The sequence below is a fragment of the Candidatus Accumulibacter vicinus genome (assembly GCF_000584955.1).
Taxonomy (GTDB): domain Bacteria; phylum Pseudomonadota; class Gammaproteobacteria; order Burkholderiales; family Rhodocyclaceae; genus Accumulibacter; species Accumulibacter vicinus.
In genome coordinates, this window is record NZ_JDSS02000052.1 from 15,136 (window position 1) to 40,590 (window position 25,455).

Annotated in this window: 27 protein-coding genes; 6 read left to right on the forward strand and 21 right to left on the reverse strand. The window is 53.4% G+C overall.

The genetic code is table 11. From position 1 onward, the window contains the following. From CAPSK01_RS20235 to CAPSK01_RS24215, 6 genes are all read left to right on the forward strand, one after another. A partial coding sequence (locus tag CAPSK01_RS20235) for a hypothetical protein (protein ID WP_034931138.1) occupies nt 1-762 on the forward strand: 762 nt, incomplete at its 5' end. A 1-nt stretch (nt 763) separates the two neighbouring features. After that, the gene (locus CAPSK01_RS20240) at nt 764-3,310 is read left to right on the forward strand and encodes a hypothetical protein (protein WP_034931141.1); all 2,547 of its coding nucleotides are present in this window, start codon (nt 764-766) and stop codon (nt 3,308-3,310) included. Nucleotides 3,311-3,443: 133 nt separating this feature from the next. Next, complete coding sequence (locus CAPSK01_RS20245; protein WP_034931145.1) at nt 3,444-5,831, forward strand: glycosyl hydrolase family 28-related protein; 2,388 nt, start codon at nt 3,444-3,446, stop codon at nt 5,829-5,831. A gap of 27 nt (nt 5,832-5,858) precedes the next feature. Beyond that, nucleotides 5,859-6,035, forward strand: a complete 177-nt coding sequence (locus tag CAPSK01_RS24205) for a hypothetical protein (RefSeq protein ID WP_273704189.1) — start codon at nt 5,859-5,861, stop codon at nt 6,033-6,035. Between the two features lie 88 nt (nt 6,036-6,123). Next, nucleotides 6,124-6,435 (forward strand): hypothetical protein, encoded by a 312-nt coding sequence (locus tag CAPSK01_RS24210; RefSeq protein ID WP_273704190.1) that lies wholly within the window; start codon nt 6,124-6,126, stop codon nt 6,433-6,435. A 3-nt stretch (nt 6,436-6,438) separates the two neighbouring features. Continuing rightward, a complete protein-coding gene (locus CAPSK01_RS24215; RefSeq protein ID WP_273704191.1) occupies nt 6,439-6,696 on the forward strand; it encodes a hypothetical protein in 258 nt (85 codons plus the stop codon). Between the two features lie 320 nt (nt 6,697-7,016). Here the strand turns inward: CAPSK01_RS24215 and CAPSK01_RS20250 are convergent, their stop codons facing one another. From CAPSK01_RS20250 to CAPSK01_RS20365, 21 genes are all read right to left on the reverse strand, one after another. Further along, entirely contained in the window at nt 7,017-8,468 is a 1,452-nt protein-coding gene (locus tag CAPSK01_RS20250) for a DEAD/DEAH box helicase (protein WP_273704192.1), read from the reverse strand. A 158-nt stretch (nt 8,469-8,626) separates the two neighbouring features. Continuing rightward, nucleotides 8,627-10,045, reverse strand: a complete 1,419-nt coding sequence (locus CAPSK01_RS20255) for an ATP-dependent helicase (RefSeq protein ID WP_034931152.1) — start codon at nt 10,043-10,045, stop codon at nt 8,627-8,629. After that, on the reverse strand, nt 10,042-11,559 hold the full coding sequence (locus CAPSK01_RS20260; protein ID WP_034931154.1) for a hypothetical protein: 1,518 nt from the start codon (nt 11,557-11,559) through the stop codon (nt 10,042-10,044). The genes CAPSK01_RS20255 and CAPSK01_RS20260 overlap by 4 nt, the downstream gene beginning before the upstream one ends. Before the next feature lie 59 nt (nt 11,560-11,618). Further along, nucleotides 11,619-12,440 carry a hypothetical protein gene (locus tag CAPSK01_RS20265; RefSeq protein ID WP_273704193.1) on the reverse strand — a complete coding sequence of 274 codons (822 nt, stop codon included), beginning with the start codon at nt 12,438-12,440 and terminating at the stop codon, nt 11,619-11,621. Between the two features lie 12 nt (nt 12,441-12,452). Next, entirely contained in the window at nt 12,453-13,001 is a 549-nt protein-coding gene (locus CAPSK01_RS20270) for a hypothetical protein (RefSeq protein WP_273704194.1), read from the reverse strand. 30 nt (nt 13,002-13,031) lie between these two features. After that, on the reverse strand, nt 13,032-13,316 hold the full coding sequence (locus CAPSK01_RS20275; protein ID WP_034931159.1) for a hypothetical protein: 285 nt from the start codon (nt 13,314-13,316) through the stop codon (nt 13,032-13,034). A 37-nt stretch (nt 13,317-13,353) separates the two neighbouring features. Next, a complete protein-coding gene (locus CAPSK01_RS20280) occupies nt 13,354-13,893 on the reverse strand; it encodes a LysR family transcriptional regulator (RefSeq protein WP_034931162.1) in 540 nt (179 codons plus the stop codon). A 1-nt stretch (nt 13,894) separates the two neighbouring features. Continuing rightward, the gene (locus CAPSK01_RS20285) at nt 13,895-15,694 is read right to left on the reverse strand and encodes a DNA polymerase (RefSeq protein ID WP_034931165.1); all 1,800 of its coding nucleotides are present in this window, start codon (nt 15,692-15,694) and stop codon (nt 13,895-13,897) included. Nucleotides 15,695-16,178: 484 nt separating this feature from the next. After that, a complete protein-coding gene (locus CAPSK01_RS24220) occupies nt 16,179-16,979 on the reverse strand; it encodes a thymidylate synthase (RefSeq protein ID WP_273704195.1) in 801 nt (266 codons plus the stop codon). 400 nt (nt 16,980-17,379) lie between these two features. Then, nucleotides 17,380-18,405, reverse strand: a complete 1,026-nt coding sequence (locus CAPSK01_RS20305) for a hypothetical protein (protein WP_034931175.1) — start codon at nt 18,403-18,405, stop codon at nt 17,380-17,382. After that, on the reverse strand, nt 18,405-18,896 hold the full coding sequence (locus tag CAPSK01_RS20310) for a nucleoside triphosphate pyrophosphohydrolase family protein (RefSeq protein ID WP_034931176.1): 492 nt from the start codon (nt 18,894-18,896) through the stop codon (nt 18,405-18,407). Before CAPSK01_RS20310 ends, CAPSK01_RS20305 begins: the two co-directional genes overlap by 1 nt. After that, nucleotides 18,889-19,746, reverse strand: a complete 858-nt coding sequence (locus tag CAPSK01_RS20315) for a class I SAM-dependent methyltransferase (protein ID WP_034931178.1) — start codon at nt 19,744-19,746, stop codon at nt 18,889-18,891. Before CAPSK01_RS20315 ends, CAPSK01_RS20310 begins: the two co-directional genes overlap by 8 nt. Before the next feature lie 107 nt (nt 19,747-19,853). Continuing rightward, on the reverse strand, nt 19,854-20,090 hold the full coding sequence (locus CAPSK01_RS24225) for a hypothetical protein (RefSeq protein ID WP_273704196.1): 237 nt from the start codon (nt 20,088-20,090) through the stop codon (nt 19,854-19,856). Between the two features lie 203 nt (nt 20,091-20,293). After that, the gene (locus CAPSK01_RS24230; RefSeq protein WP_273704197.1) at nt 20,294-20,431 is read right to left on the reverse strand and encodes a hypothetical protein; all 138 of its coding nucleotides are present in this window, start codon (nt 20,429-20,431) and stop codon (nt 20,294-20,296) included. 130 nt (nt 20,432-20,561) lie between these two features. Beyond that, a complete protein-coding gene (locus CAPSK01_RS20325; protein WP_034931185.1) occupies nt 20,562-20,915 on the reverse strand; it encodes a hypothetical protein in 354 nt (117 codons plus the stop codon). Nucleotides 20,916-21,036: 121 nt separating this feature from the next. Beyond that, nucleotides 21,037-21,327 carry a hypothetical protein gene (locus tag CAPSK01_RS20330; protein ID WP_034931188.1) on the reverse strand — a complete coding sequence of 97 codons (291 nt, stop codon included), beginning with the start codon at nt 21,325-21,327 and terminating at the stop codon, nt 21,037-21,039. A gap of 9 nt (nt 21,328-21,336) precedes the next feature. Next, nucleotides 21,337-21,552, reverse strand: a complete 216-nt coding sequence (locus CAPSK01_RS20335; RefSeq protein ID WP_034931192.1) for a hypothetical protein — start codon at nt 21,550-21,552, stop codon at nt 21,337-21,339. Beyond that, entirely contained in the window at nt 21,549-22,421 is an 873-nt protein-coding gene (locus tag CAPSK01_RS20340; RefSeq protein WP_034931196.1) for a hypothetical protein, read from the reverse strand. Before CAPSK01_RS20340 ends, CAPSK01_RS20335 begins: the two co-directional genes overlap by 4 nt. 647 nt (nt 22,422-23,068) lie before the next feature. Beyond that, complete coding sequence (locus CAPSK01_RS20355) at nt 23,069-23,749, reverse strand: hypothetical protein (RefSeq protein ID WP_034931207.1); 681 nt, start codon at nt 23,747-23,749, stop codon at nt 23,069-23,071. A 138-nt stretch (nt 23,750-23,887) separates the two neighbouring features. Next, entirely contained in the window at nt 23,888-24,103 is a 216-nt protein-coding gene (locus tag CAPSK01_RS20360; RefSeq protein ID WP_034931211.1) for a hypothetical protein, read from the reverse strand. A gap of 400 nt (nt 24,104-24,503) precedes the next feature. Beyond that, nucleotides 24,504-24,923, reverse strand: coding sequence for a hypothetical protein (locus CAPSK01_RS20365; RefSeq protein ID WP_034931214.1), 420 nt, complete (start codon nt 24,921-24,923; stop codon nt 24,504-24,506). Nucleotides 24,924-25,455: the final 532 nt, after the last annotated feature.

The following is a 25,455-nucleotide window of genomic DNA, read 5'->3' on the forward strand; positions in this document are numbered from 1 at the left end:
GATATTCCTCTACCAAAGGACCTTGCTGGTGCGAAGCCGCGATACTCTTATGGTGCGGGCCGGAATGGATTTGAACTGTTCGGGCTTGAATTCGCGAGCGACCTGGACAAGGCTGCGTATATCATTGGCGCGACAAAGCAACTGTCGAAGCGTGACGCGGATTATCTTGAGTTTGTGATGCAGCACACCGGCTACACGGCTGAACAAGCCAGGGCCTACGGTCAGGAGATTCGCGCGCAGATTAAGGCGCAGGCCAAAGAGTCTTTCGGCAAAGAACTGGGAGCACTGCAGGTTGAGCCGTCCATGCACGCGCTATCGGCCCGTGAAGCTAAATTGAAGGGCGAAGACGTTCCCGTATTGCGGGATGTGGTTTCTCCTGACGCTGGCAGAGCCGTGCAGTCAGGGCCAATTGGCCCGCATGACAGTATGGAGTTCACAGCAGCCTCTGGCAAAGAAGTCCTAGACCAGGCAAAGCAGCACATGGAGGCTCCTCGTACTGGGGCGGCCGACGATGTGGCCGAGAACTTTGAGGCTGAAATTCTGGCTACTCACAAGGACACCGCTGAGTATTATGAACCCGCAGCCAAGACTCGCAAGATGATGGAGTTGGAAAAGGAGATTGACTACCAACAATCACGTCTTGCACAAGAGCACGGAGATGTTCAGGTTGATGGACTCAAACAGGCAGATGATGCTTTGAATAAGGCAGATGACTTGCGAGCCGCCATGGTTGAAGGTATGGCTTGCTTGCTGAGGAAATAACATGGCACAGAAGAAACCCGCATCTCAGAAGACTGGCTACGCAGGCTGTATTGACGTGATTCGTCAGTCGGCCGGGGAATGGCTGTCTGATAAGGACGCAGAAGTCCTACTGGAAGAGATCGATAAGGTCGTTCAACGCAACAAGACTAAGGGCAAGCTTGAGTCCATCGAGGATCAGGTGCTCAACGCCATTGACGGCGCGACCAACGCCATGAAGGAAGCCGCCCTAATTGAAAAGCGCAACGCGCTCATCAATGCTAGAATCAAGGAGCAGGTATACGGTTACCTGGATGGTTTTCAGGATAAGGCTGAGGGACTGCTTGCATACCTTGGTGGCGGGGTCAAACTGCGTCAGGGCGGCAAGCTGTCAATCGATGCGCGTGAGAAGTCGATCGTTAACGGTGTCCTCGGCAAACTGATCAATAGCCTCGAGCAGAAGAAGCTGCTGCCATTCTTCACGTCTGGCGAGTTGGACGACGACATCGCCAGGGAGCTGTGGGCCTTAGGCGAAGGGCGTGCCGGCATCACGAAAAACCAAGAAGCCCTTGGAATCGCCGAAATCATTAACGCCGCGCAAACGGAACTGGTTGGCATGCAGAACCGGGCCGGGGCCCATATTCGCATGATGCCTGGGTATATCGTTCGTCAGTCCCACGACGTGGGTCGAATTCGCACCGCCGGCCAAGAAGCCTGGACACAATTCGTATTGCCGTTGCTGAATGAGGAAAAGACGTTCGGCAACATGGAGGTAGCTCCATTTCTGGAAGAGGCCTACAAGGGATTCTCGACTGGCCTGCATATGAAGCAGCGCGGCGAGGAAGTTGCTGATGACGCAGCGGCGCTGCTTGGGTTTACTGGTCCAGGTAATCTGGCTAAGAAGATTAGCGCCAATCGGGTGCTTCACTTCAAGGACGCTGACTCGTGGCTGAAGTACAACGAGGCTTTCGGGCAAGGCAGTCTCCGTGAGTCCATCTTGTGGGGCGTAGAATCGGCCTCGAAGAATCTAGCCTTGATGGAGGGCTTCGGCACGAACCCCGAGTCGATGTTCAAGACGCTCATCGGTGAACTGAAGGAGACTGCGCGTAACGACCCTGAGGCTTTCGACAAGCTCAATAACTGGTCGCTTGAGGCCCTGTACAAACAGATCGATGGCTCGGCTCGTATTCCAGCTAACCGCACACTGGCGGCCTGGGGCTCAGGTATTCGCGTGCTTCAGAACCTGGCGAAGCTGGGCTCGGCGGTAGTGTCATCTGTCACGGACATCCCGTTCCAAGCTGCTGCCCTGAAGTACAACGGCGTAAGTCTGTTTGAAGCCTACTCAAATGCGTTTGCAAATGTACTGCGCGGTCGTGGCGACGCTGAACAGAAGGAGATTGCTAGGCTCGTAGGCTCTGGCTTCCAGGGCATCTTGTCTGATATTGCTAGCCGTTTTGCGGCTGAAGATAATATCCCAGGCCGCATGGCTAAGTTGCAGCAGAAGTTCTTCAAGCTTAACATGATGAACTGGTGGAACGATGCCCATAAATCTGGCGTGGCTGTGATGCTGTCTAACCACCTTGGCGGCCTGAAGGATATGGACTTCGCAACCCTGCCAGATGCCACGAAGCGGATGTTCAAGCTCTACGACATCAATGAACGCGAGTGGAATGCAATTCGTTCTACGGCTTGGGAACGGGACGGTGACTGGTATCTCACACCAGATAGAATTGGTGGATTAGATGAATCTCGGATGAAAGAGGTCTATAGTCTTAATAACCTAGATATATCCTCCGAGTCCTCCCGAGAACTAAGAAAGCTCAGGGATGACCTAGAAGTCAAATTTAGGACCTATTTGACCGACCAGATTGAAACTGCCATCCCTCATCCGGATGCCCGCGTCCAAAGTCTCCTAACCCTTGGAACCCAGGCAGGTACACCGCTCGGTGAGGCCGTTCGCTTCATCATGCAGTTCAAGTCATTCCCGATTGCAGTTCTTCGTCGTGGTATGGCGCCGTTCGTTTATGGCAATGGGGCCGAATCGTTCAGTGAGGCATTATTCAAGGGCAAAGCGGACTACGCTGGATTGGCCCATATCATGGTTGCCTCGACCGTGTTCGGTTACCTGGCGATGGTTGCTAAGGACACGGTTAGAGGACGTACTCCGAAGGATCCCACTGATCCAAAGACCATCGTCGCAGCTATGACGCAAGGTGGTGGCTTGGGTATTTACGGCGACTTCGTGTTTGGTGAGTTCAATAAGTACGGGCATTCAGCAATCGCTACGCTATCTGGGCCAACTGTTGGACAGTTCGAGGATCTTGCGCGGCTGTACTCTCGCGCCAAGGAGGGAGACTCTGTTGCTGGTCAGTCTTTGCGATTCATGATGAATAACACACCGTTCGCGAATCTGTTTTATACGCGTGCTGCGTTGGACTATCTGTTCCTGCACAACCTACAGGAGACGGTTAACCCTGGCTATTTGAGCCGCATGGAGCAGCGAATTCAACGCGAGAGCGGGCAGCACTACTATCTGCCACCGACTCAGGTTATTCCGTACGGTGGCAGATAAATTCCGAGCACTAGGGTTAATAACCATGGTACAATCTATAATAACATCGGAGTAAGGTTTATGTCAACCTGGCCGAAGATCAACTCCATCTGCTGCAGTACCGCGTACAGCAACTTGAGCAAAAGGTAAAGCCATGACAATTTCGACCACCACTCGGATTGTTACCCATAACGGCAATGGGGTGACGGTCAATTTCACCTACCCGTTCAAGATTGATGACGCAGCAGACCTGCTCGTATATCTCAAATCGGGTTCCGTCTTCGTCCTTAAATCCCTTGGAACCGATTACAGCCTGACCGGGGTCCGGAATCCTGGCGGTGGGACTGTGACATTTATTGTTGCCCCTGTTTCTGCGACTGGCAATGTACGCTTCGTGCGTCGTACCGCGTTGAACCAGTTGGTTGACTATATCACCAACGACGACTTCCCGGCGGAGATTCACGAGGCGGCACTGGACAAGCTTACAATGGCTGTTCAGGACTACTTGGCAGACTCGTTTACGCTTGATGCGACGGCAGACTACTGGGAGGCTGAGTCCAAGGTCATTAAGAACGTTGCTGATCCGGTTGATCCTCAGGATGCGGTTAATAAGCAGTACATTGACGAGCACTATACGGCCACGGCTGTTACAGAATTTGTCCAATCCGGATCTGGCGCAGTAGCCCGAACGGCCTCCTCCAAGATGCGCGATATCCTGAGCGTTACTGATTTCGGCGCGTCAGGAAACGGGATTTCGGACGCAACATCTGCCCTATCGTCCGCCGTTACCGCGGCGCTTGCGGCCGGCGCATGGCTCTATTGGCCGGCGGGGACGTATCTCACGACCGCCAGCGTCGCACTCCTGCACAGCGTGCGCCACGTTGGTCCGGGAGTCATCAAGCGCGGCAGTGATGTGTTTCACGTCGCGCCCGGAGTGTACGACCACAATACGATCTACGTTTCCACTTCTGGCAATAACGCGAACGATGGTCTGTCCGCCTCTCAGCCGTTTCTTACGATCCAGGCGGCATTTGATGCGATGGTGGGGTACGGACCGACCCTCGAAGGATCATGGACGGTCAAGCTCGCTGCCGGAACCTACACCGCAGAGACCTACGTTCGAGGACTGCGCTCTCGCAACGCGATCGCCGTACGCGGGCCGTCTGTAGGCGGACATCCGAACGTTCCGACGGCTTTCATTGACGGGACGACGCCCGGCGCTCGCGGTATCGGCCTGTACTTTCAGAACTACATGACCGTTTCCGTCTACGACATCAAAATCCAGAACTGGCCGGCGGGGACGGGGACGGGGGCTATATGGGATTACCACTGCGTCGGGTACGCCGAGAACGTACATACCTACAACTGTGGCTACGATGGGTTGATGGCGAGCATCCACAGTCGGCTCGCTGTATCCGGAGGAATCCACGACGGGGCGTACTACAATCTTGTTGCCTATGGCATGTCCGAAGTCACTTTCGGCTACGGCGGTTCGGCCGGCGTCAATCGGCCAACCGTCAAGAACGGCGTAATCGCCGGGGTCTACTTTGCTGGCGGCTTCGGGCATATCGACCACTGCGACCTGCAGAATAACGCGCGCAACATCTACCTGATAAACAACAGCCGGGCGCACGTGACGGGTTGTGCGTGCTCAGGGGCATATACGGCCGACGTTGTAGTTGAGGGTGCATCGACGTGGTACAACGACCCCACGGTTACAAACACGTTTTCTTCGACGCGCGCGTTTGCCCATGGTGGATGCTTTGAGCAGGGAGCCGACTCCTACCGCTTTCAGTATGATAAAACGTCTGACAGGTTTAAGTTAGGAGGTAGTTCACTCGCTACTCCGGCAGCAAAATTCCATTTTGAATATTCCGTATCCGGTATTTCCCCGAACAGCAATACCCGCATGTTTGTCGATTCAGCAGCAGATAACTTAATTACCTTGGCCGCCGGAGCGTCCAATTCTGCCGGCCTCGCCTTTGCCAAAGCCGGCGGCGCAAATTTGGAAGGGGAGTTGTACTATTACTTTCCGACGTCGCGTATTTACATACGCACTGGTGCCGCTGATCAATACGCATTCGACAGCACGTCTTTTAGCCCTATGTCAGACAACGCACGGACTCTGGGCGGTGCGTCGAATCGGTGGAGCACGGTCTATGCCGGGACGGGCACAATCAACACGTCGGACGCGCGCGAGAAGCAGGACATCCAGGAGGTCTTGGATGCCGAAAGGCGTGTGGCGACGGCGATCAAGGCGTCATTCGGCCGTTACCGATTCAAGGACGCAGTGAAGGTCAAGGGATCGAAGGCCCGCTGGCACTTCGGCGTGACCGCGCAGGTGGTGAGGCAGGCGTTCGAGGCGGAGGGACTGGACGCCCGAGACTACGGGATGTTCTGCTACGACGAGTGGCCGGAGATCCCGGAGCGGCGAGATGACGACGGCAACGTACTCGAGGAATATCGCCCCGCTGGTAATCGGTACGGCCTGAGGTATGACGAACTTTTTGCTTTCATCATTGGAGCGACTGTTAATGCTTGAAAAAGCCACCCGCTGGAGCGACTGTTAATGCTTGAAAAAGCCACCCGCTGGAGCGACGAAAAGCTCGAAGAATTCCACGCCGAATTCCTGCGCCACATGGTTGTAGAAGAACAGGAGCGCATACAGCAGCAAGCGATGTACGACGCTCTGTTCCAGAAAGAGGAGCAGCAAATTTTAGGGCGTAAAAACGCTATTAAGGAGTAACAACGGCTGGGACAACATCACGCTGCGGTACTATGGCGGTTTCTGGATTGAAGTAAGCCGTGCGGATATTGGATCTTGAGGATAGGGTATGGAAAAGTGGGATGGAACAGAGCACCGGGGGGCGCCCTGGAGTGTGGATGTTGATAGTCTTGACCATCGTATAGATGGTATTGCACAAAAGATTGATCAATTGTCGGAAGCAGTGGGTGCACTACACACGGAATTGCGTGCCCATGTTGCAGAAGAATCACCGCTAGCTCCGGCGGTGCAGGAATTGGTAACTGTGTGGCGTGGCAGTAAGATCATGCTGCCATTTGTGGCAGGAGCGATTACATTCATTATCAGTGTAGGTGGCGTATTTATCGCCGCCGCTACTTGGCTAAAGGACCATGTGAGGTAAGATATGGAAATTGATCTTGATAAACTCAGCGCGCTTATTGACGGCGGGGTACAGGCGCCCCATGACGGCGACGATGCGGGGCATGACGACTGGCTTGGAGGTAACTACGCGGATGACAACCCACTCGTACAATTGCGTTTGGAAAACGCGCGCTTGCGTAGCGCGCTGGATGAGGCGAACCAGTGCATTCGCATGGTGCGTTCAATCCTGGGAGGGGTAGCAACGCACACGCCACCGCGCACTGTTTACCGAGGAGTCTAGTTATGCGCCCACTGCTATCTGAGACTGATGAGTACGTCCGAACAGTAAGAGTCAATAGGGTGCTGGCGCTATGTCCGTTGCGGCTATTGGCCGCGCCTTTGATGATTGCATGTGCTGCGATCAACGGGTATCGAGTTGAACTGTGCGCTATGCTCGACGCTCCAGCGCGCCGCCTTGGGCAATGACATGAGTTGAGCGTTAACCGCACACGGTGCTGCGGGTCTTCGTTGCTGAACCGCCTGTCATCTATCTGTTCTGATATCGGTCTGGCCCGCAATCTCAAACACACACCTATCTTTGTCTCCTATTCGAACGCAATATCAGCTAAACCACTCCCTCAGTTCATCACCGTTGATGATCGCTGAAATCTTGCGCTTGCTTCTCAGGGCCTTGATAATGCGTTCGTCAACGGTGTTTCTGCATACGAGGTCGACGTAGTTTACTGAGCTAGCTGTTTGCCCGATGCGGTGAACGCGGTCCTCAGACTGTGTACGATGCTCCAGATCATATGAGTTGCTGAAGTAGACCACTGACGCGCTAGCTGTCAGCGTCAGACCAAAGCGCCCGGTCGCCGGATTACCAACAAAGAAACGAACGGCCCCATTCTGAAACCCTTGGACTGCGGCTCGCCGCTCCTCGCTATCCGTGTCCCCGTAGTAGCTGACGACAGACTCCTTACCATACTCGTCTTCAAGGGCTTTGAGGATTTTCTTGATGTTGTTACGGTACGTCGCCCAGATGATAACCTTTCCACCTATTCCAGCGAGGACGTCCATGAGCGCATCAATGCGGGGATTGGGTAGGTCAATCTCTGTACCATCATCCGTCTTGAGGAAACCGCATGTGATCTGATGGAGTCGCAAGAGTTGGGTAATGACCATCGGCGCGGTAACTACCTCACCACTGCGTAGCAGCGCCACAGCCTCGTCCTTCATCTGCTTGTACAGCTTGAGTTGCTCCTTCGACAGCTCAACATCCCAGGTCTGGTAGACTTTAGGCGGCAGGTCGAGGCACTCATCTTTCGTGACGCGATATGAGAACGGCTTGATGGACTCCTTCAGCTCATCGAGGCGCTGATAGCCTGTAATCATCTTGAACGAACGATTGCCGCCAGTACGCTCCACCATGATGCAGTACCGTGCCCTGAAGGCATAGAAGCTGGTGTAACCTAGGAGGTGTGGACTCAAGAAGCAGCACTGGCTGTACATATCAATCGGACCCTTGGGCACAGGGTCACCAGTCATGATACGACGGTACGCAGCCTTCTTTCCAAGGGCTATAATGTTTTTCGTACGCTGCGCCGAGATGTTCTTGATCGTGGTAGATTCGTCGATGCCAATGAGCAGACGTTCGCCGTACGCGTTGATGAAACTCGATGCGAATTTGAGACCTGACTCGTAGCTAAACGCCTCCACGTTCATGCTCATCCAGCGTAGGCCCTTGAACGTCTTGAACTTACGCCATTCGTCTTGCAGTTCAGGTTTGGCCGGGGACTGCCAATAACTGCTGATGATTGGGATGTCATCTGGCCAATGTGTTGGAAGCTCCTTGTCCACCCAGTTCATGTACACGCCCTTAGGGGCAATAAGCAGAACCGCATCGATCTTGCCCGCGTGGTACAACGCAGCTGCGGTGTCGATCAATACCTTCGACTTGCCGCACCCCATTTCTAGAAACAGGGCGTAGTTCTTCATGGACCAGGATTTTTCAAGGCAATCTAACTGGTGTGCAAATGGGGTAGTCTTGAATGTAAGTTTTTCAGGTAGCGACACGGTGAACCTCCACGTGACAAGGGTTGCAAAGCCAAACCACCTCTAGCGGCTTGGTTATTTATTGAGGGCATTTTAATATCCTCGGATGAAAGTGGTCTATGGGTATAATAAGGCTGGTATATTATCCGAGACTCTCCGAGATGGAGGAAGTCATCTGATTATACCCAATTGAATGAATTTAGTGTCCTTGGCTCAATGATGAATAGATTTTGCTTGGCCCGTGTGGCCGCAACGTAGAACACGCGGAGTTCGTTGTCCGGGTCGTTGGTCATTTCCTCAAACGACTTGTAGCTCATGTCGGAGTAGATAACCACATTGGTGGCCTCACCACCCTTGGCTCCGTGGATCGTTGACAGCTTAATGCGCGGCGTCTTTGTGATAGACTCCTTACGACGCAAGCAGGCAATGAAGTAATCCTTCACGTCCTGACCTATGCGTGTAAAGGCCTCATGCCATATCGGTCCAGTCCCGTCAACCTTGGCCCCATACTTCTTGATCAGAGCGCGGTCGTCATCGGTAATGTCCTTACCAGCTCGCAAGTTCTCGTATGCGCGGATGGCTGCCGCCTGGTCTGTGCGCATCGGGGAATCTTTCGAGTCATAGGCGAAGCCTTCCATCTCGCAGAGCTGCTCGGCAGGGTTCAGCAAATACTTATTGCGGGCGAGTACCAGCCAATCGCCTTGTGACATATCGATGTCGGAGATGTCGGAGACAAAGGACACGAGGCCTTCCTCATCGCGAGAACTAAAAGCCTTTGGTCGCCTGTTGGATATGCCGCGGATAACGGCCTCAGACAGTCGATGCACGGCCTTGGGCAAGCGGTATGATTTAGCCAGAGTCGTTACGTTGCCAGGCATGCTGATGAACGAGTCAGGGTCTGCGCCGGCCCAAGCAAAGATGGCCTGGTCGTCGTCACCCGCAATGTATACCTGCTCGCTATTGGCAATAAGTTTGTGGACCACCGCCCACTGCAGACGGGATAAGTCCTGCGCCTCATCGATGAATAGCACCTTGAAGCGCGGTAGATTCTTCTCGGCCAACATTAGAGTAAGCATATCGTTGAAGTCCATCAACGAATACGAATCCTTGTAGGCTTCAAGCGTACTCTTGAGTCGGGACAACTCGGAAAAGGAGAAGTCCTCTGTGGAGCGATTATACTGCTCCTCAAGAGAGAGCATCCGCACTCGTGCGAGTCCCTCTTGAAACAGCATACGGTCGCCGGCATATCCACCTGGAAGCATAACTCCCTCATCCATAACCATGAAGCCACTATACTCGATACCGAGCTTCTCGCATATTTGAGAATAGTGGTTGCGCTTCATAATCATCTTTGTGTCGAGTCTCAACCAGCGGAATGCCAGCGAGTGGAGCGTTCGGAACCAAGGGAGTTCATCCTTGCGAAAGCCGAAGCGCTCAGTGGCTCGCGATTTGGCTTCGTCCGCAGCCTTAACAGTGAACGAGATATACCCAACGTCTTTAGGCCTTATGCCCTTGCCAAGATACTCGTCAAGCAGATTGAGAAGGGTGGTTGTCTTGCCGGTGCCAGGTGGCCCGACGATAATGTTTACATTGCTCAAAATGGTCCTCCGTTTTTCCACGTATTCGGGACATCGAGTTTCGTCTCTTGTCCTAGTTGGGCAATCGACCAGGCATTTGTGCCCTTACCCTTAATGTTAAAGAAGTGGTGCTTCGCCTTCAGGTCATTCTTCAGGTACGAGGTAATCTCATGCATTGACATGAGCTTGAATTTGTGCCGCTCAAGAAATGCCATGAACCCAGACAGGGTGAAGTAGTGCCGGCTGTCTTCTGTGTACGGCTTGCCAAGGCGAATCTCTTCTTTAGAGAGGGCCTGCGCACGTTGCGTGCAGTACCGCTCCAGGTATTCCATGAGCTGGCCCTTAGGCGAGCTGTCATTAGGCGCATCGATAACAGTCACGTTTTCCATGAGGCTCTGAATCATAACCTGCCAGGCCTTGCCATTCATAACAGGTGGCATCATGTTAAGGGCTTCCATACAAACCCTTTGGAATCGGTGCTGTGACTGAATGTCCTCAGTCTCCAGCTCTAGTCTGCCACCGCCCTCAATGTCAGCAAACCAGATGGGCGGAACCGAGTTGTACTTGGTAAGGCTGGTGACGATTGGCATGCCAGCATGGTCGCCAACACCGTACTTGCGGCCACGGCAAACAGACGAGTTGCAATGGCTTGAGCAGGGCACCTGCTGACAAGTGTATTGGTAATCCTTCTTCTTGAGGGACTTGAGCAGCTCCTTGACTTCAGAGATACCCAGTGGCGGCTGCATGTACTGGATGTTATACTCTTCGACTTTACCTTCCCAGCTGTCCGGAGCAGACTTCTTCGCGTAAACGCCCAGGTTATAGAGCCCATTGTTACGCGTGCCCTGAGGAAAGCCCTGTGTCGCCAAGTGCTGCAGGCAAGGAGGGCCATCACTAAAGTCATCCTTAATCTGAATACCAAAAGATTCGAGTTCATCTGCAGTAACCCTCTTGATGTACGCAGTCTGCGTGAATTCGTCCATATCCATGATGTGGCCATCAGGACGGATGCCATGGCGACCGCCAGCCACACCATCAAAGTATGGCATGTTGATCCAGTTACCGATGTCACCACGATCTGGAAGAACTTCAGACTGCTTTGGAAAGATTTCTGCCTTGCCGTGGCCAAGTGCCGCAGCCATCTCGCGTAGTTTACGCTGGACCAATCCGGCAGGGGTTGGCTCACTAAGGAATATCCAGCCATGCAAACCGCCAGACTTGGACTTGCAAGGGACCAAGGGCATTCGGAGATCCTCGATCTTCTTGGCCATGGTCGCGTGGTCCATGTTCGAATAGATGTCGATGTCTATCGCGCCGAACTGGACGGTGGAGTCATCTCTAATAGGCACGATGCCAATGGCTTGCGTACCGTTGAGGTGTTGTAGCCAGATGTCACGTGTGACTGGCTTATGAATACTGCGGACCTTCCCGGTCTTTTTGCCGTCGCGCTCGCGAGAATTCGTTATCTCAAACGTCCCGTATGCGCGCTCTAGCCCGTGGAACAGGTCCATGAATTTATCTACTTGTTCTGTCATAGCTCCGCCCACCACTAAAGGAGACGACGGGCCGAAGCCCGCCGCCTATTGACTGAATATCAGAATACGCCACTGTCCCCGTGCGTATCGACATCGTCACCTTCAGCTATGTCAACCCGCGCCTTAACGGCGCCAGTGCGGACCTGCTCAGCGAACTTCTTCGCGACCTGGTAAAGACCAGCATCATCGACCAGGCCGGTGGCGCGCAGTTTCCAATTGCACCATTCACCCTTGGCGTTGGACACAGCCTCGGTGGTAACATGGAATTTTTGCGCGAACATCGGCGGGTTGAACAGACCTTGCGGGCCCATGACCTGCAGACTGGACATGAGGCTATTCCACTTGCGACCAACCTTCATCTGCGTGCGAGCCATGGAGATGATGGCTGGTTCGAAGCCGCCGTTTTCCTTGCACATCAGAACGTAGTAGTAGAACGTCGGCACGATGATGTTGCCATTGTCCTTACGCACATCGAAACCCTGCTCGTTACGGTTGCAATGATTGAGGATTTGGTCGTTGCTGTGCGACGCAATCCAACCACCGCCAGAGTCACGAGGTGCCCATTCAACCCAGGCCTTTTGGAATGCACACGGAATGACGTTGATACCGTCTTCGGATGCGAACAGTTCTTGCGTGACTGTGTTGAAGATGTCGCCTTCTTCTGCTCCGTCTACACGTTGAGGCGAGGACTTCTTCACTTGCGGGCTGAGTGATTGAAGAATCCGCAGATACGGTAGAGCCATATCCGTGATGGACATTTGCTCACGACCAATACCTGCGTCAGCCGCCAGCATGGACGCGTCCATAGTTGCGGGAAGGTTGTTGGACACCGTTGCGACTTCTGTCTTGGGTGTTTCTTTTGCTGCTGCCTTTGTAGCCATGGTAGGTTTCCTTTACTTGATTTCGGCTTTGTTGCCAATGTAGACGCCAAAGGTCTCGAGCGGAAGGTCTGCGCCTGATTCGACCATCTCCCGGATAAAGGCTTTCAACGTCATCGGATGCACGGACTTTTCGTTCACCGCGACGTATCCATTAGCTTGCAGCAATTCGAGAACTGCTGAGGCCTTGGAATCTTCGCCCTTACCAAACTGCATATTGACGATGTTCTTGATGATGTCATCGTGGCCGTTCTGCTTAAGCCAGCCAAACGCCTCATCACGGTGGTCGTCGGTAATCTTGCCCTGATAGAATTTCTTGATGCTAATCTTCAAGCCGTTCTCGAGCTTGAACTCACGAACTCCGCATTGGAGCATAGCATCGGGCAACTGAACTTCCTGAATGTTACGCAACTCTTCTTTGAGCTGCTTCAGGTAATCCTCGCCTTTCTTGACGCGGTCTTCGAGTGTGCGCTGCTGGTCAGCAAGCGCCGCAATCTTTGACAGGTCCTCTTGTTGAGGGGCTGCGGCAGTGTCAGCCGCCATCTGGGAAAACAGGTCTTCCATTAGAATCTCCTTCACGATTAGGAAGTTATATTATACATCGAATAATGACTCTTGAATATCCCGATGTTTCATAATTTCGCGCAATAGTCCATCATAGTCGAAGGGCTTACTGGTACGAAATACTACACGCCAGGTTTCCAGGTCATCGGATAAAGCAAACAATCGCAACTCTGACAGGTCGCGCCCGAGTACAAAGGTTTTTGAGCCTGCCCGTTTACGGCGGATATGCCACGCGATTTGCGAAGGACGAATCTCGAATGACCCGCGCTTGTCGAGTAGCTTCTGCTCTAGCCAGAACTCAAATCCCTTGTACACGCAGTTCAGGTCGGCTAGACCAGAACCGGCAACAGACTCAATCCGTTCGAGTAAGACGTTTGGCCAGTTGTTCTTTAACAGGGTAGAAATTGACGTTTCCTTCACCGAACACCCCCGGAAAATTAGTTCTGATTTGGTCGTAGACTGTCACCGCGCCGGCTTCAGCCTCGGCCGTTTGCGGGATTGCTGGATTCATGTTGAACGGCACACCATGTGTTGTCTCCATCCGGGTATTACCGGGAGTCGGATTATACGCACGCATGAGCTCAACCAGGTTGTCGTAGCGCTGGAGGATGTCCTTCAGAATCGTAAACACGATCTTGCCGAGTTCAGTGAGATCCGTGAAGTGCCGACCGCCAGAGTGTGGCAACGCGTGTGTTGCAGATTCCAGGTACATCGGTATACCGATATGCTTCTGGATAACCTTTGCCCGATAGATCACGTTGGCAGGGGTCATGTTCAGACGTTTACCGGCCGCGGTCGATGTGCCTTCTTCGATGTAGACTACGAAACACCGAATGTCCTGGATGTCCAGGTCGCAGAAGTTGTGGCGCTTTACGCCAGGTCTCTTTTCCATGCTACACCTCGATTAGTTCACATTCGCCCCAGCTCGGGCCGACTTCAACGTCGACGACGAGAGGAACTTCCAACTTCATGGCGTTGATAAGGATGTCACGAATCTCAGCCGCATGCTTACGATCGCCAATACGCACCGGGCAGTCGATTTCGTCGTGCACCGTATTGTAGATCGTATGCCCAGCCTCATGTACTTCGACGATGGCCTTCTTCACCATGTCAGCAGAGCTGCCCTGAACGGCGGCGTTCAGGGCCTTGTGCGTGAACTCACCACCAGGGAAGTGACGACGTCTGCCCATGATTGTACGAATGTAGCCCCGGCGCTTAGCCTGCCGTGTGGCCTCGTCACCGAGCATTCGTACAAATGGAACCGCCTTGTGATAGGCGTCAAGGATCGGACCTGACTCGTCAACGGCAACGCCGAGTTGTGCTGCCAGTTTGTTCTTGCCCATGCCGTAAGCCAGGCCCAGGTTAATCGGCTTAGCCACCTTACGACCCCAGGCACGACCAGACGCTTGCTCCATAAGGTCTGCAACCAGCTGGTGGTAGTCTGTGCGCGGATTGGTAACGTACTTCTCACGAGCCTCATCAGCCCCTTTGTACCCACGAAGGTAGCCGTAGTGCACGGTAACACGAGGCTCCTGCTGCGAGTAGTCGAACATGCCAAAGTCGTAGCCATCATCTGCAACAAAGATGCCGCGGACCAGGGGTGCTAGAATGGGGTGTCGTGCTGGTACCTGCTGCATGTTGGGGTTGGAGCTAGATAACCGTCCTGACTTTGTGCCTCCGTCATCTCGACGTGTTTGCTTGAAGTTCGGATGAACACGCCCCTTGACGGAGGCATTGAGGATCTTGCCCTGTATAAATACATTCGAGCTCCGATTCAACTGCCGCACGAGAAGAACATTCTTAAAGAAGTCAGAGTCGGCCGTTGCCAGCCAGTCGGCAGTGAACGACGGATTACCCTTCTCAGTACGCGGATACGCCCAGCCATTTTTCTCACAGGCAGCGGCCAACGCCTGATTTGACCAGACGTCAATGAGTCCGCTACCGAAATGGTTAACGGCCGATTGAGCCTCTTGCTGGCGCGCAGTCAGCTCAGCCACAGCCCGTTCAGCCTTCTCATAGGAGATGGGCATACCGCGCATGCGCATAGCATGAAGAGCGTCAATGAGACGGCACTCGATGTCGTACACCTCCATGAGCTCGTTCTCTTCGAGCTTCGGCAGTTGAAGCATGAGAATCTCACGAGCAGCATCTGCGTCACGTTCAGCGTACGGTCCGACAAACCGAGCAGGCAAACGCCATAGGTTGGCTTTCACTTGCTTCTCAGTCTTCCAACCACGCTCAAGGGCCGCCTGCCTCAGCAGGGTTTCGTCCTTACCTTCGCCGAGGTAGCGCTGTGCGAGGGCCTCCAACCTGTAAGACGCATGGAGTTCGTAGATGAGGGCCTCGGCTACCTGCACGTCATGCTTGGGCCCATTCACCTTGATGCCTTCAGACTCCAACCAGCCTAGATCGTAAATGATGTTCGCCCCGACCTTTGGCTCATTGCCAGCAAGTTGACGCTTAAGCCACCGGATGACCGTGTCCTTGGGCAGGTTGTCTCCACCCTCGTGGGCTATCGGATAGTAGGCCTTGAAGCCGGGTACCGATACTGAGATGCCAACAAGCTTGCCATCACGGCGAATGTCTCCTGGCCCCATCTCAAGTAGATTTGGATCGCAGGTTTCGCAGTCAATGCCGATATAGTTGGCGCCAAGCAGGTCAGGGTAGTTTGCTTGTGGTTGCCAATCGCTCATATATCTAACTCCATTTGTACCTGCGTAATTGCATCAGGGATGATAACTAGTTCACGACCGCTGTCAGTCCACAGCGTTGCTGCTCGTTGGTCGTACAGGGCTGGCGTAACTATTCGCTTACAGCTAGTGTTTAGCAATAGCTTCACGCAATGTATGCACGGACTAACTGTTACGTAGCACGTGTCAATATCAAAAACGTTGCGGCACTGCAGTAATGCGTTTTGCTCGGCGTGAATAGCTTCACACTCATCTAATTTCTGCCCTGACGGCGCCGTTGCGCCCTGGCACGCGTGAGGATAGCCCACTGGTTCGAACATGTCATGATGGTTGCAGTGAGGGCGACCAGCGGCCACACCATTATAGCCAGTAGCAAGCACATGGCGGCGGCTATTAACCAGAACGGCACCCACAGCGCGACGTAGACAAGTCGCTCGCGTAGCGACAAGTGCGGCCATTCGTATGAAGTAGGTAGCATGGTCAGGTCTCATTTCCTCAGCTCCATCAAGAATCGTTGGTTGCCAATGAACTCGTTATCTGCGACCGTCCATAACCAGCAACGGAGGTCTTCTGGATGTTTGAACTCATCAACGTTCAGTGGCTCGATGGTAAAGAACGATGTTGGCTTGTCGAGAATTTCTCGAACAGCATCCCAATTGGTAGCGTACAGGTGTTGGCTAGCCGCATAGAAGTGCAAGTTGCCCAACTGCACCTCTCCAAACCTTGTATCCAGCTTGCGCAGCCACAGTAGCAGATAGGCGCTGACCATCGAGAAGTTGAACCAATCATATGGCACGCCAAGCCAGGCGTCTGATGACCGCATGTTAGCGAAGCAATGGAGCTCGTTATCGCGGATAGTCCACTGAAGGCTTACGGTACAAGGGATGTCCTTGGAGGCCGGCGGCGATTCGCGCCAGATAGTGAGTACAGCCTGCCGGGTATCGAAGTCTCGACGTAGGGCTGCGATAACATGTGGCAACTGGTCTTTGATACGCGGACCATACGCGCCGAAGAAGAACGCACCATCATCGGAGAAGTTGCTGATGGCCTTGGAGTACGGGCGAATGTCGTCAACGGTGTTGTAGCCGCCGATGATCCATGCAGCCTCAGCTGGAAGGAAGCGATAACCGAGCGCCCGCTCGTTGATGGTGATCACGGGATTGCACATGGAAATAACCGACTTACAACCGAGAATCTCCTTGGTGGGCACTCCACGTGGATGAGTGAGATGGCCTGCGCTCATGATGTTCTCGAGCAGAGCTGTCCAGGCTAGATTGACGTCTGTCATGTTGGAAACCTCCTTGTAGCGATTAAGAACCCGTATGTCCACTCCGCCCGACGAGCGGCGTCGAGACCAGATTTGCTTGGGTGTGGGTCATGAATTATTTCGCCATTGCGTCCAACAACGGCGTGCCAGGTATCTCGATCTGTTGGTCCGTAGATGAGGTGATAGGTTTGTGGGTGCCATAGCGTAAACTCAAAAGCACAAACCTCTAGGTGGCCAAGACCATGGGGTGCTAGAAACCTATTTATTCTGGCGTTAAATTCGTTAGTGTCCTGCGTATTGTCAAACAGGAAGTGTGGTACTTCGTCAATTGGTAGATCGAGCAGACTAGCAATGCTGGCTCGTTGACAATCACCGTATAGCCCCTTATCGGGTATATGCAATATCAGCTGATCGACTGGTGTCATGTTGGAAACCTCCCGTATGCTTCAGATCTTAGAACTGCGCTGCCGAGGTCACAGGCTAGTGTCTTACCACTCCTGAACCGAAGGTCGTACGCAGGGTGAACGACGTTCTGTGGATTGGAAAGAATCTTCCACGCCTTGGAGCCGCCGCCGAAGTCACGAACCAGTGGATCGAATACCGCAGACCCGAATACAATTGTGTGCAACTCGAAGTTATGTACCAAGTAACTGGTTTCCGCCTTTGAGTTGTTGTAGTTGGTATACAGACACTCATGCTCAGGTATGCCCAAGCGCTCCATGGTCTGGGCCAGGTGGAGACTCGACGCCGCATAATCGTGGAATGGCCACCATTTACCGTGGCGCTTACGCGGGTTCGTCTTGTCACCAACCAGCAGGTACTTCGCCGGTGAGATGTGCCCCGTTAGGTTGTAGTTCGCCGGATCGAGGGCAAGGTCAACCTGCTCGGCACGCCAAGCCTGTAAGTCGGCTACAAGGGCTGCAGCGTACGCGTCTACGGTATTCTCCCCACAGCCCTGAAGCGCGTGCTTTTGGTAATCGTATCGACGTACGTGTGGCCACGTCTTTACCTTGTCCCAGAGCTTGTGATATTCAATCACGACAGGAGAAATGTCTTTATACATCTCCTCCCTGGTCAATTTTAGGCCTTCATAGGCATTCAGGTGGTCTCGGATATTCTCGGGAAGTGAATAGACGTATATACAACCATACTTGAGTGCTATCCGATCCAACATGCGATACATCAATGGCCACTTAGAGCCATTGCGGTATGCATTTGCGTAGCACAGCTCGCTCATCCACCAACGATCGATGACGACCAGCTTATCCTTGGAACGTTTCCCCGCCCAATGAATAGCTGCTGTGTGGTAGTCGAACATATTATTCGGCCAGCGGTAGGTTAGATGCAGATACTCAGCATCGTACTGCTCTACCAACCGCTGTGCCAGTGTTGACTTTCCACTGCCGTCAGGGCCATCGATAATGATAATCCCTGTCGGCTTGGTCATTAGTTGCCTCCCACCAGGTCGTGGAGTTTGGGCGGCTGCCAGCCTTCGGGTTTCACTACGTCGAAGCCAGACTTCCGCTTGGATTCTTCTGCGCTAGTGGCGCGAATCTTTCGCATATTGGCATTGTGCACGCGCTGCCAGGCTTCGCCGATGATGGTCTTGCCGAGTTCGTGCTTGTTGCCGAAACCATGGAAGAGCGCGGTGCCGGCCAGAACGTAGGCCAGGTCGACGAGGCCGTCAAGGGCTTTTTCCAGGTCACGAAGAACCGGCTCGTTACCGAACGGCTCAGCTTTGGTAAACTCCACGCCTTCCTCGGTCACAGTCAGCTCAAGGCCAACAGCCTGCGCGTACTCGACAAGTTCTTCCAGCATAAAGTTGGCCCGCATGAGAACCAACTCAGCATCATCAATGTGCTGCGGAGAACCGGGTTGAAGGGAGTCCAGGCCGAATTTGGCGTGAAAATCGTGTACGTCGTTGACGAGCTTATCCATGTTGCTTCTCCAGCAGTTGGTTGATGAAATCGGTCCACTTGTCCGACGACGAGTGCGAAGCACCTGCGGCGTCAGCAAGCGCCGGAATGGTCTTGCCGAGTTCGTGCTTGTTACCGACGATACCTTGAGGCTTGCGTACGCGCCAGATCGCATTTCGCGAAAGGTGCGGGTACAAGGGTGCAAAGATTGTCGCCAGGTAATTGGTATCGTAGTAGTCACGCAGGCGGTTGAACAGGGGCCCGTGGCCATCCTTCTCAAGCTGGCCCTGATAATCACGAATTGAGGCAAACGTGCCATTGACTTGCACGACCTCAAGACCGGCGGCATCAATGAGTGCGTGCAAACCGTCGAATGACATCTCATTCACATGATTGCCAGCTGCTCCAACAGAGGCATCGTAGCACGGTGTGGAGAAGAACGCGCGACCGTCATCCTCAAGTAGACTCGCAATCCTTTGGAGGATACGGAAGCTGTGCTCCGGCTCAACATGCTCGAGTACCTCGAAGCAGGTGATTACCGCAAAGGTTGAGCCATTATCGTTCCATTCACAGACGTCAGTTTGCCCGACGAGTTCGTGCGGGTAGCGACCAAGGTTGAAGGGGGCTTCGAGTTTGTTGATGTCAATGCCGGTATAGCTACCAGTATCAGGAATCATCTTGCTGCTATACAGCAGCCGAAGCAGGGGAAGATCCCGGCCGCAACCGATGTCGAGCAGGTCTGCAGTCTTGTAGCGAGATTTCTCGCCCATGAACTTTGCCACATGCGACCAACGCAGACAGTGCGCAATATAGTCACGATGAATGAACCCACGGGTTTCGGCTTGATCGATGGACAAGTGGGTGTTGTCCATGGTTTTGCCGCGTATATTTGCCATAATGAAGCTATCTCACTGTTGTTAAAAGAGCGGGCCGAAGCCCGCGAAAAGCCAGTATGGAGAGACTGGCAACTGCTACTTAACTAATGGGGGGCGTGTTTCGGTTTGGTTACCACCTGCGAATTGGTCTGTGAAGACTTCACGCTTGTTTTTGCTGTATCCAAAGGCCGAAAGCTGTCCTGCGGAATGGGGTTACCGCTCCAGTTGCATTTGCATTTGGACATGACCCACTCCTCTTCCACTGTGGGGACGTCTTGCCACACCAGCGTGAGTTGCTGGAGAACAAGATCATCACCACGCTTGACGTAGCGAACTTGCATGATGAGCTCCTTGTTGGTTAAAAGAGCGGGCCGGAGCCCGCGAAAACTAGTTGGAGGTCTTACGAGGTGATCGGGGCCGGGTGTTTCGGCTTCATCGCAATCGGAGCCGCACGAGACGTCTTCTGATTGTTCTTAGCCGTGTCCAGAGCCTTGAAGCCGTCTTTCGGCAGCGGATTACCAGACCAGTAACACTGGGCCATGGCTTACTCCTCTTCGACAGTGGGTACGTCTTGCCACACCAGCGGACGAGCAACAACGTTGCCATCTTCGTCGGTCTCCTCGACCTGGACGAGCTGCTGGAGAACAAGATCATCACCGCGCTTAACTACGCGAACTTGCATGATGAGCTCCTTGTTGGTTAACCTTAAGGCGAAACGCACTCAATGAGAACGCTTCGTGTAAGGTGCTCCCCTGATACCCCAGGCGGGGAGCGGTCCTGCGTGAAGGATGGAGGTCCTTTGGGTGGGCGGGTTACTTCTCGATAGTGAAGAGACCGGCGTTGACCAGGTCCTTCTGGTAGTACGACACGATGCGGCCGACCGGCTGCTTGGTCTTGAATTCGGGATCCTTGGCCAGCTCTCCGCACAGCTGGTCGCGGGTGATCGAGTTGTGGGCCTTGACGTGCTTGACGATCAGGAGCGCCTGCGGGGCGAACTTCTGGCCTTCAGCCAGGTCCTTTTGGAACACAAACTTGTCGGCGTTGCCGCGAGCAGCCTTGGGGGCCTTTTCCGCCGGAGCAGCGGTGTTTTCGCCGGTGTTTTCAGCAGCGGTGTTTTCGCCGGTGGTTTGTTCGGTTTCGGTAGCTGCCACTTTTGCCTTTGCCATGATGATTCTCCTTAAGAGGTTGGGTTTCCGTTGAATATGGATGTTGTGTCCATGAGTAAGATTATACACCACATAAAAGTGAAGTAAACCCCGTTATTACATTCTTCCGCAAGTTGTCGCGTTAGAACGCCCAGAGGCTATTAGCTGTTTGCTGCATGTCCGCTTTTAGCGCCGCCAGGGCCTCTTCTTCAGTCGCTCCGTCTCCTTCGGCCCAATTGTCGTGAAACTCAGGGTGAAATGGATTATACCTGCAAGCTTTGAACTCGGCCTCGTCCATGTTGGTGGTACCCATGAGGGCAATACCACAGCGGGCTTTGAATGTTCCATCAGTCATCCGTTTCACATGCACAGGCGTTGTCCCGGCCACACCGATGTGGCTACACTTATGCACAACTACGTATTCTTCTTGCATAATAATCTCCTACCACGCTTGCGGTCGAACAAGACCAAGGACCGTGATCTGGCCCTTATGGATTTTTGCCTTCGCGTAGACCTTGTCCTGTGCGCCCATCAGCTTGTCAATGGCAGGATCGAGGTCAGTTTGCTGCATAAACGTGCGCTCTTGGTTATAGATAAGCTGCTGACGTTTGTCAGCGTTCGTGACCAGGCTGCGTTGAATTTTTACGATGGTTGTCACAGATCACTCCTAAATCCGAGGAAGACGGGGAATCGCGGCTTGTCTTTTACACCAGACGCGAAGAACTTGTACTTGATAACCTGCTCGGGCAACTGATCCCTTTGTTTCCAAAGGGCTTCACGAGTGGCCTGATCGAACCCGGTGCCGATGTCGAATTCCACCCCGCTGTAGACGTCACGAACAGATAGGCCGCCGAGTACGCCCTTACCGACCATGCCGGCTTTGTGGGATGATCGCTCGGTGTAGCCCAGCTCGTTCTGCGTAGCCTCATTGGCGTTGTGCATGAGTTCGTATGCCGAGAGGATTACGGCCTCAGAGTCGTCGAAGCGCTTCAGCTTCAGCAGCCAGCCTTCGCGCTCAGTGGAGCGGCCATGCTTGTACGGACCGTTCTGGTGCCGTAGCATAACACCTTCGTAGCCAGCCGCGAGATACTGCTCTTCGAGTGCCGTGAGTGTTTGCTCACAAGCAATGAAGCGATGCTCCACAGGCACGATTGGAATGACCGGGTTCAGCCGTCCGATAATCTCCTGTGATGCACGCAGTCGAGCATGGAAGCCACCAGTGTGGTCGAACTTATCAAATACATGGTACGACACGTCTGGTGCGCCCGCTTGGGACATCACACCGCTAGTTGTGTTACGGTAGACGTCCTTGTCAGTTGGTGCGCCAACAATCAGCTCCCCGTCAAGGCCAGTGTATTCAGGCCTGCCAAATAGCTCCTGCACGTGTGCGTTTGGTATCGGCTTAAACGACCTGCTCATGACGACGCCATTGATGATTAACGCCCGAACACCGTCGAGCTTCGGCGAGGCCAGGAGTGGGTAGCTAAGACCCTTGCCATCTGTCTTTGCTGCAAGCATTGGTTTCATTCCACCCTCCACATCTTTTGATTACGTTCACGAAGCGTTTGACATTCGACACACAGGCGGAACCCATGCTGCCGGCGGATAGTGTGCATTTCATCACCGCACTGGTCGCACTCTTCCGGGCCGTAGGCTGGAGGCCGTTGCCTAATTCTATCACGAAGCATCTGTTCTCGCTCCAGCCATTCTTGGGTAATATCTGCATCGTCCATCAGTGTATCGTCTCCCTTTGTGGGCACCAAACCATGGCGAATGGTAGCCCGTCGTTGATGGCTGCTTGGAGGAAGTCGTCAAGCACGTTGACGGCGAATCCTCGGCCGCAGTCGGTTAAGTAAAATTGTCGCGCTGGCGTGAGCTGATACACGTATGAAGGCTCTTCTGTGCCAGAGGCCACGATCAGCTTGTCCGGAAGTTGTAAGGTGTCAGCCATGCTTGAGAAGTCCTACGATGATGGTTACAAGGGCGTATAAGATGAACGGACCTACCGTCATGACGGCTATCCATACCTTATTCACAGGCGTCCCTCTGCGCGTTGTAGTTACGCGGAGCGCACTCCTGCTTGCGAGCGTCCTCGTAATCCATTGTACCCACAAAGCCGAAGGCTAGCAGGATGAGAAGGAGCGCGACCCACGGATGCCGTTCGAAGAAGCTACTCATTTATCTCCCTCCTTGGCGAAGCGGATAAACCCCTTGCTGATAAGCGTGCCGCGGTAGTATTGCCAGATGCGCCACGATGACTGCTTGGTGTGCAGCATTTCTTTCTTAGTCTCCAGTAGCTCTTGCAACTCCCCTTCTGTGAAGACACGCGAAGAGCGGTCGTACATAGCAGACGTGAGGACGTCCAACACCGCACACGCTTGAGGTGGCAGCCGAGCGTAACCCTGTATGTGGGCGTCGTTGTGCTCGTCGTAGACAAAGAGATAACTGAGTTTCCGCCGGTAACGTTTTGTACCTGCAGGACGACCGCGGGTCTTCTTCACATGCTGCTGCGTCTCTATGATGTCGTCATAGCGCGCTTGTGGGTCGTAAGACTGTAGCAGAAGAGAGGCCCACAATTCCTTGCCGCTCTTAGAGCCGAAGCGTCTACCCAGCTCGTGGAGCTTGTGCGTGCCGCCAGGGAAGCGCGCCTGCAGGTCCGCGTAGTCTATAAATATCAGATGATGTTGGTCGAGTGGCATCACCTGCTTGGCGACGGCCATGTTGTCGAATCTGAGCCATTTCCCATCCCAGCAACCTATAACATGCGTGAATACCACACTCTCTGCTACAGCCTGCTTGTTGAGGGCTCCCTTGCCATGTTGTACGTTGTACTTGGCAGATGTATTACTACCCATGAAAGCTCCTTTACACGTTAACCTCAGGATTGAGGTATAATTATTATACTCCGCAATTTATCCCGCGTGAATACGCGAAATAACATATTCCGTGAAAACAATTACGGCCCAGCAGCTTGTGGCCACTGAGCCGTGGTTCTACCCTACTAGGTCGAATGTCTCGATGTAGGCATCTGCCCACCCGCTGAAGACGTGCATCGGATCAGCTGTGTCAACCCGCGCCTCTTCGTCATCGAAATACTCGAGGGCCATTGCCTGCGCAACGTCCACTGATCTGTAGACGCCGATAACCTTCATCGGGTTCCAAGGGTAGTCGTCCTCAATGCGGACGACGACGTAAACCTGCTCGCTCATGATGCCACCCCTAAGCTGACAGCGACGCGGTGACCGAGGACTGTACCTGTAATGACGCAGGCGATAAGAACTAGTGCCATGTTAACCTCCGTTAGAGTAGAGCCGTGCGTAATAAGCGGCCCGTATGTAATCTGGCAATTGTATAAACGCATCATTGAAGTTGTGGTATAATTGTTGCAGAGCGGCGTATTGAACATCATTCAGCCAATCATCTGTGTTTGACATGTTAACCTCCATTAATACGATTACCGTACACCCTACGGCGGAGCGATGCCACTCACGATAGCATCTCGGACGCGTGAACCGACCCTTCGCCGGCCAAGACCTCCTTGTAATCCTTCGGCGCGCAGACCAAGGGATTAAAGGGAGGTCCCGGTTTCCCGGGACCTCAACCAGCTTGTTATGCTTCGCGGACGAGGCCTTCGTCGAGCATGCGCTTCGCGGACGAGGCCTTCGTTGAGCATGCGCTTCGCGGACGAGGCCTTCGTTGAGCATGCGCTTCGCGGACGAGGCCTTCGTTGAGCATGCGCTTCTTGTAGAAGGCGACGATGCGCTCAACCGGTTGCTGCGTCTTGAAGCCTTCGTAACGCTGCAGCTTTTCTGCCCAGGTCTTCAGGTCAACTTCACCTGCGTCCTTGATGGCGAGGACTGCTTGCTTCATTTGCAGCGGGGTCTTGGCCTCGAAGGCGTCTCCATTGAAGACGTACTTTTTGCGCTCAACCGGTTGCTTTTTCACCTGCAGCAGAGTCTCGAGTTCGGCGAGCGTCGCTTCTTTGACCTTGATACCGACTTGGGCGAACACTTCCGCAATGGTTTTCATGATGGTTTCCTTTTCACGTTGGACCAAAGGACTCTGGTTGGTCCTGCCAGATTGACCAAGTTATTATTTACCTGACCATGATTAGATTATAACACATATATTGGAAAAGTACAATAAAAGATTTTTATTGATTTGCCAATCTTGATAAGAAAAAGTTATTGTACATTTGCCTTGGTTTGTGGTAGGCGACTCTTGTTTGGTTGAGTGAGAATGATTATCATCTTAGTGAAGTACCTCAGGTTGTTGAGAATGATTCTCATTCTCACCTTCTTGGATCGCGGCCCGTCGTTCTCCCATCATCTGGCCGAGATCCTCACATCGCGAAACGCGGGTAAATGAGAATCATTATCAGTTGGCTGATGTCTGTCCGCTAAATGAGAATCATTATCATCTGTTCTTGGCCAGTTGTAATTGAGAATGAGAATCATTATCATTTGAATCACTTCCACCTGGTGAGCGGGAATTTCACCCTGTGGGGCCCGGGGCGTTCAACACTCCGCTTAAACTAGGGAGAGCCATCGCAGTAGACCTG

Bases quoted from the DNA above. Each gene is read 5' to 3' on its own strand.
- CAPSK01_RS20285 (WP_034931165.1), bottom strand. From the start codon at position 15,694: ATGAGCGATTGGCAACCACAAGCAAACTACCCTGACCTGCTTGGCGCC.
- CAPSK01_RS24220 (WP_273704195.1), bottom strand. From the start codon at position 16,979: ATGACAGACGTCAATCTAGCCTGGACAGCTCTGCTCGAGAACATCATG.
- CAPSK01_RS24210 (WP_273704190.1), top strand. From the start codon at position 6,124: ATGGAAAAGTGGGATGGAACAGAGCACCGGGGGGCGCCCTGGAGTGTG.
- CAPSK01_RS24230 (WP_273704197.1), bottom strand. From the start codon at position 20,431: ATGCAAGTTCGCGTAGTTAAGCGCGGTGATGATCTTGTTCTCCAGCAG.
- CAPSK01_RS20310 (WP_034931176.1), bottom strand. From the start codon at position 18,896: ATGGATAAGCTCGTCAACGACGTACACGATTTTCACGCCAAATTCGGC.
- CAPSK01_RS20360 (WP_034931211.1), bottom strand. From the start codon at position 24,103: ATGAGCGAGCAGGTTTACGTCGTCGTCCGCATTGAGGACGACTACCCT.
- CAPSK01_RS20270 (WP_273704194.1), bottom strand. From the start codon at position 13,001: ATGGAAGACCTGTTTTCCCAGATGGCGGCTGACACTGCCGCAGCCCCT.
- CAPSK01_RS20355 (WP_034931207.1), bottom strand. From the start codon at position 23,749: ATGGGTAGTAATACATCTGCCAAGTACAACGTACAACATGGCAAGGGA.
- CAPSK01_RS20280 (WP_034931162.1), bottom strand. From the start codon at position 13,893: ATGGAAAAGAGACCTGGCGTAAAGCGCCACAACTTCTGCGACCTGGAC.
- CAPSK01_RS20365 (WP_034931214.1), bottom strand. From the start codon at position 24,923: ATGAAAACCATTGCGGAAGTGTTCGCCCAAGTCGGTATCAAGGTCAAA.
- CAPSK01_RS20325 (WP_034931185.1), bottom strand. From the start codon at position 20,915: ATGGCAAAGGCAAAAGTGGCAGCTACCGAAACCGAACAAACCACCGGC.
- CAPSK01_RS20245 (WP_034931145.1), top strand. From the start codon at position 3,444: ATGACAATTTCGACCACCACTCGGATTGTTACCCATAACGGCAATGGG.
- CAPSK01_RS20265 (WP_273704193.1), bottom strand. From the start codon at position 12,440: ATGGCTACAAAGGCAGCAGCAAAAGAAACACCCAAGACAGAAGTCGCA.
- CAPSK01_RS20305 (WP_034931175.1), bottom strand. From the start codon at position 18,405: ATGACCAAGCCGACAGGGATTATCATTATCGATGGCCCTGACGGCAGT.
- CAPSK01_RS20315 (WP_034931178.1), bottom strand. From the start codon at position 19,746: ATGGACAACACCCACTTGTCCATCGATCAAGCCGAAACCCGTGGGTTC.
- CAPSK01_RS24205 (WP_273704189.1), top strand. From the start codon at position 5,859: ATGCTTGAAAAAGCCACCCGCTGGAGCGACGAAAAGCTCGAAGAATTC.
- CAPSK01_RS20260 (WP_034931154.1), bottom strand. From the start codon at position 11,559: ATGACAGAACAAGTAGATAAATTCATGGACCTGTTCCACGGGCTAGAG.
- CAPSK01_RS20240 (WP_034931141.1), top strand. From the start codon at position 764: ATGGCACAGAAGAAACCCGCATCTCAGAAGACTGGCTACGCAGGCTGT.
- CAPSK01_RS24215 (WP_273704191.1), top strand. From the start codon at position 6,439: ATGGAAATTGATCTTGATAAACTCAGCGCGCTTATTGACGGCGGGGTA.
- CAPSK01_RS24225 (WP_273704196.1), bottom strand. From the start codon at position 20,090: ATGCAAGTTCGCTACGTCAAGCGTGGTGATGATCTTGTTCTCCAGCAA.
- CAPSK01_RS20340 (WP_034931196.1), bottom strand. From the start codon at position 22,421: ATGAAACCAATGCTTGCAGCAAAGACAGATGGCAAGGGTCTTAGCTAC.
- CAPSK01_RS20330 (WP_034931188.1), bottom strand. From the start codon at position 21,327: ATGCAAGAAGAATACGTAGTTGTGCATAAGTGTAGCCACATCGGTGTG.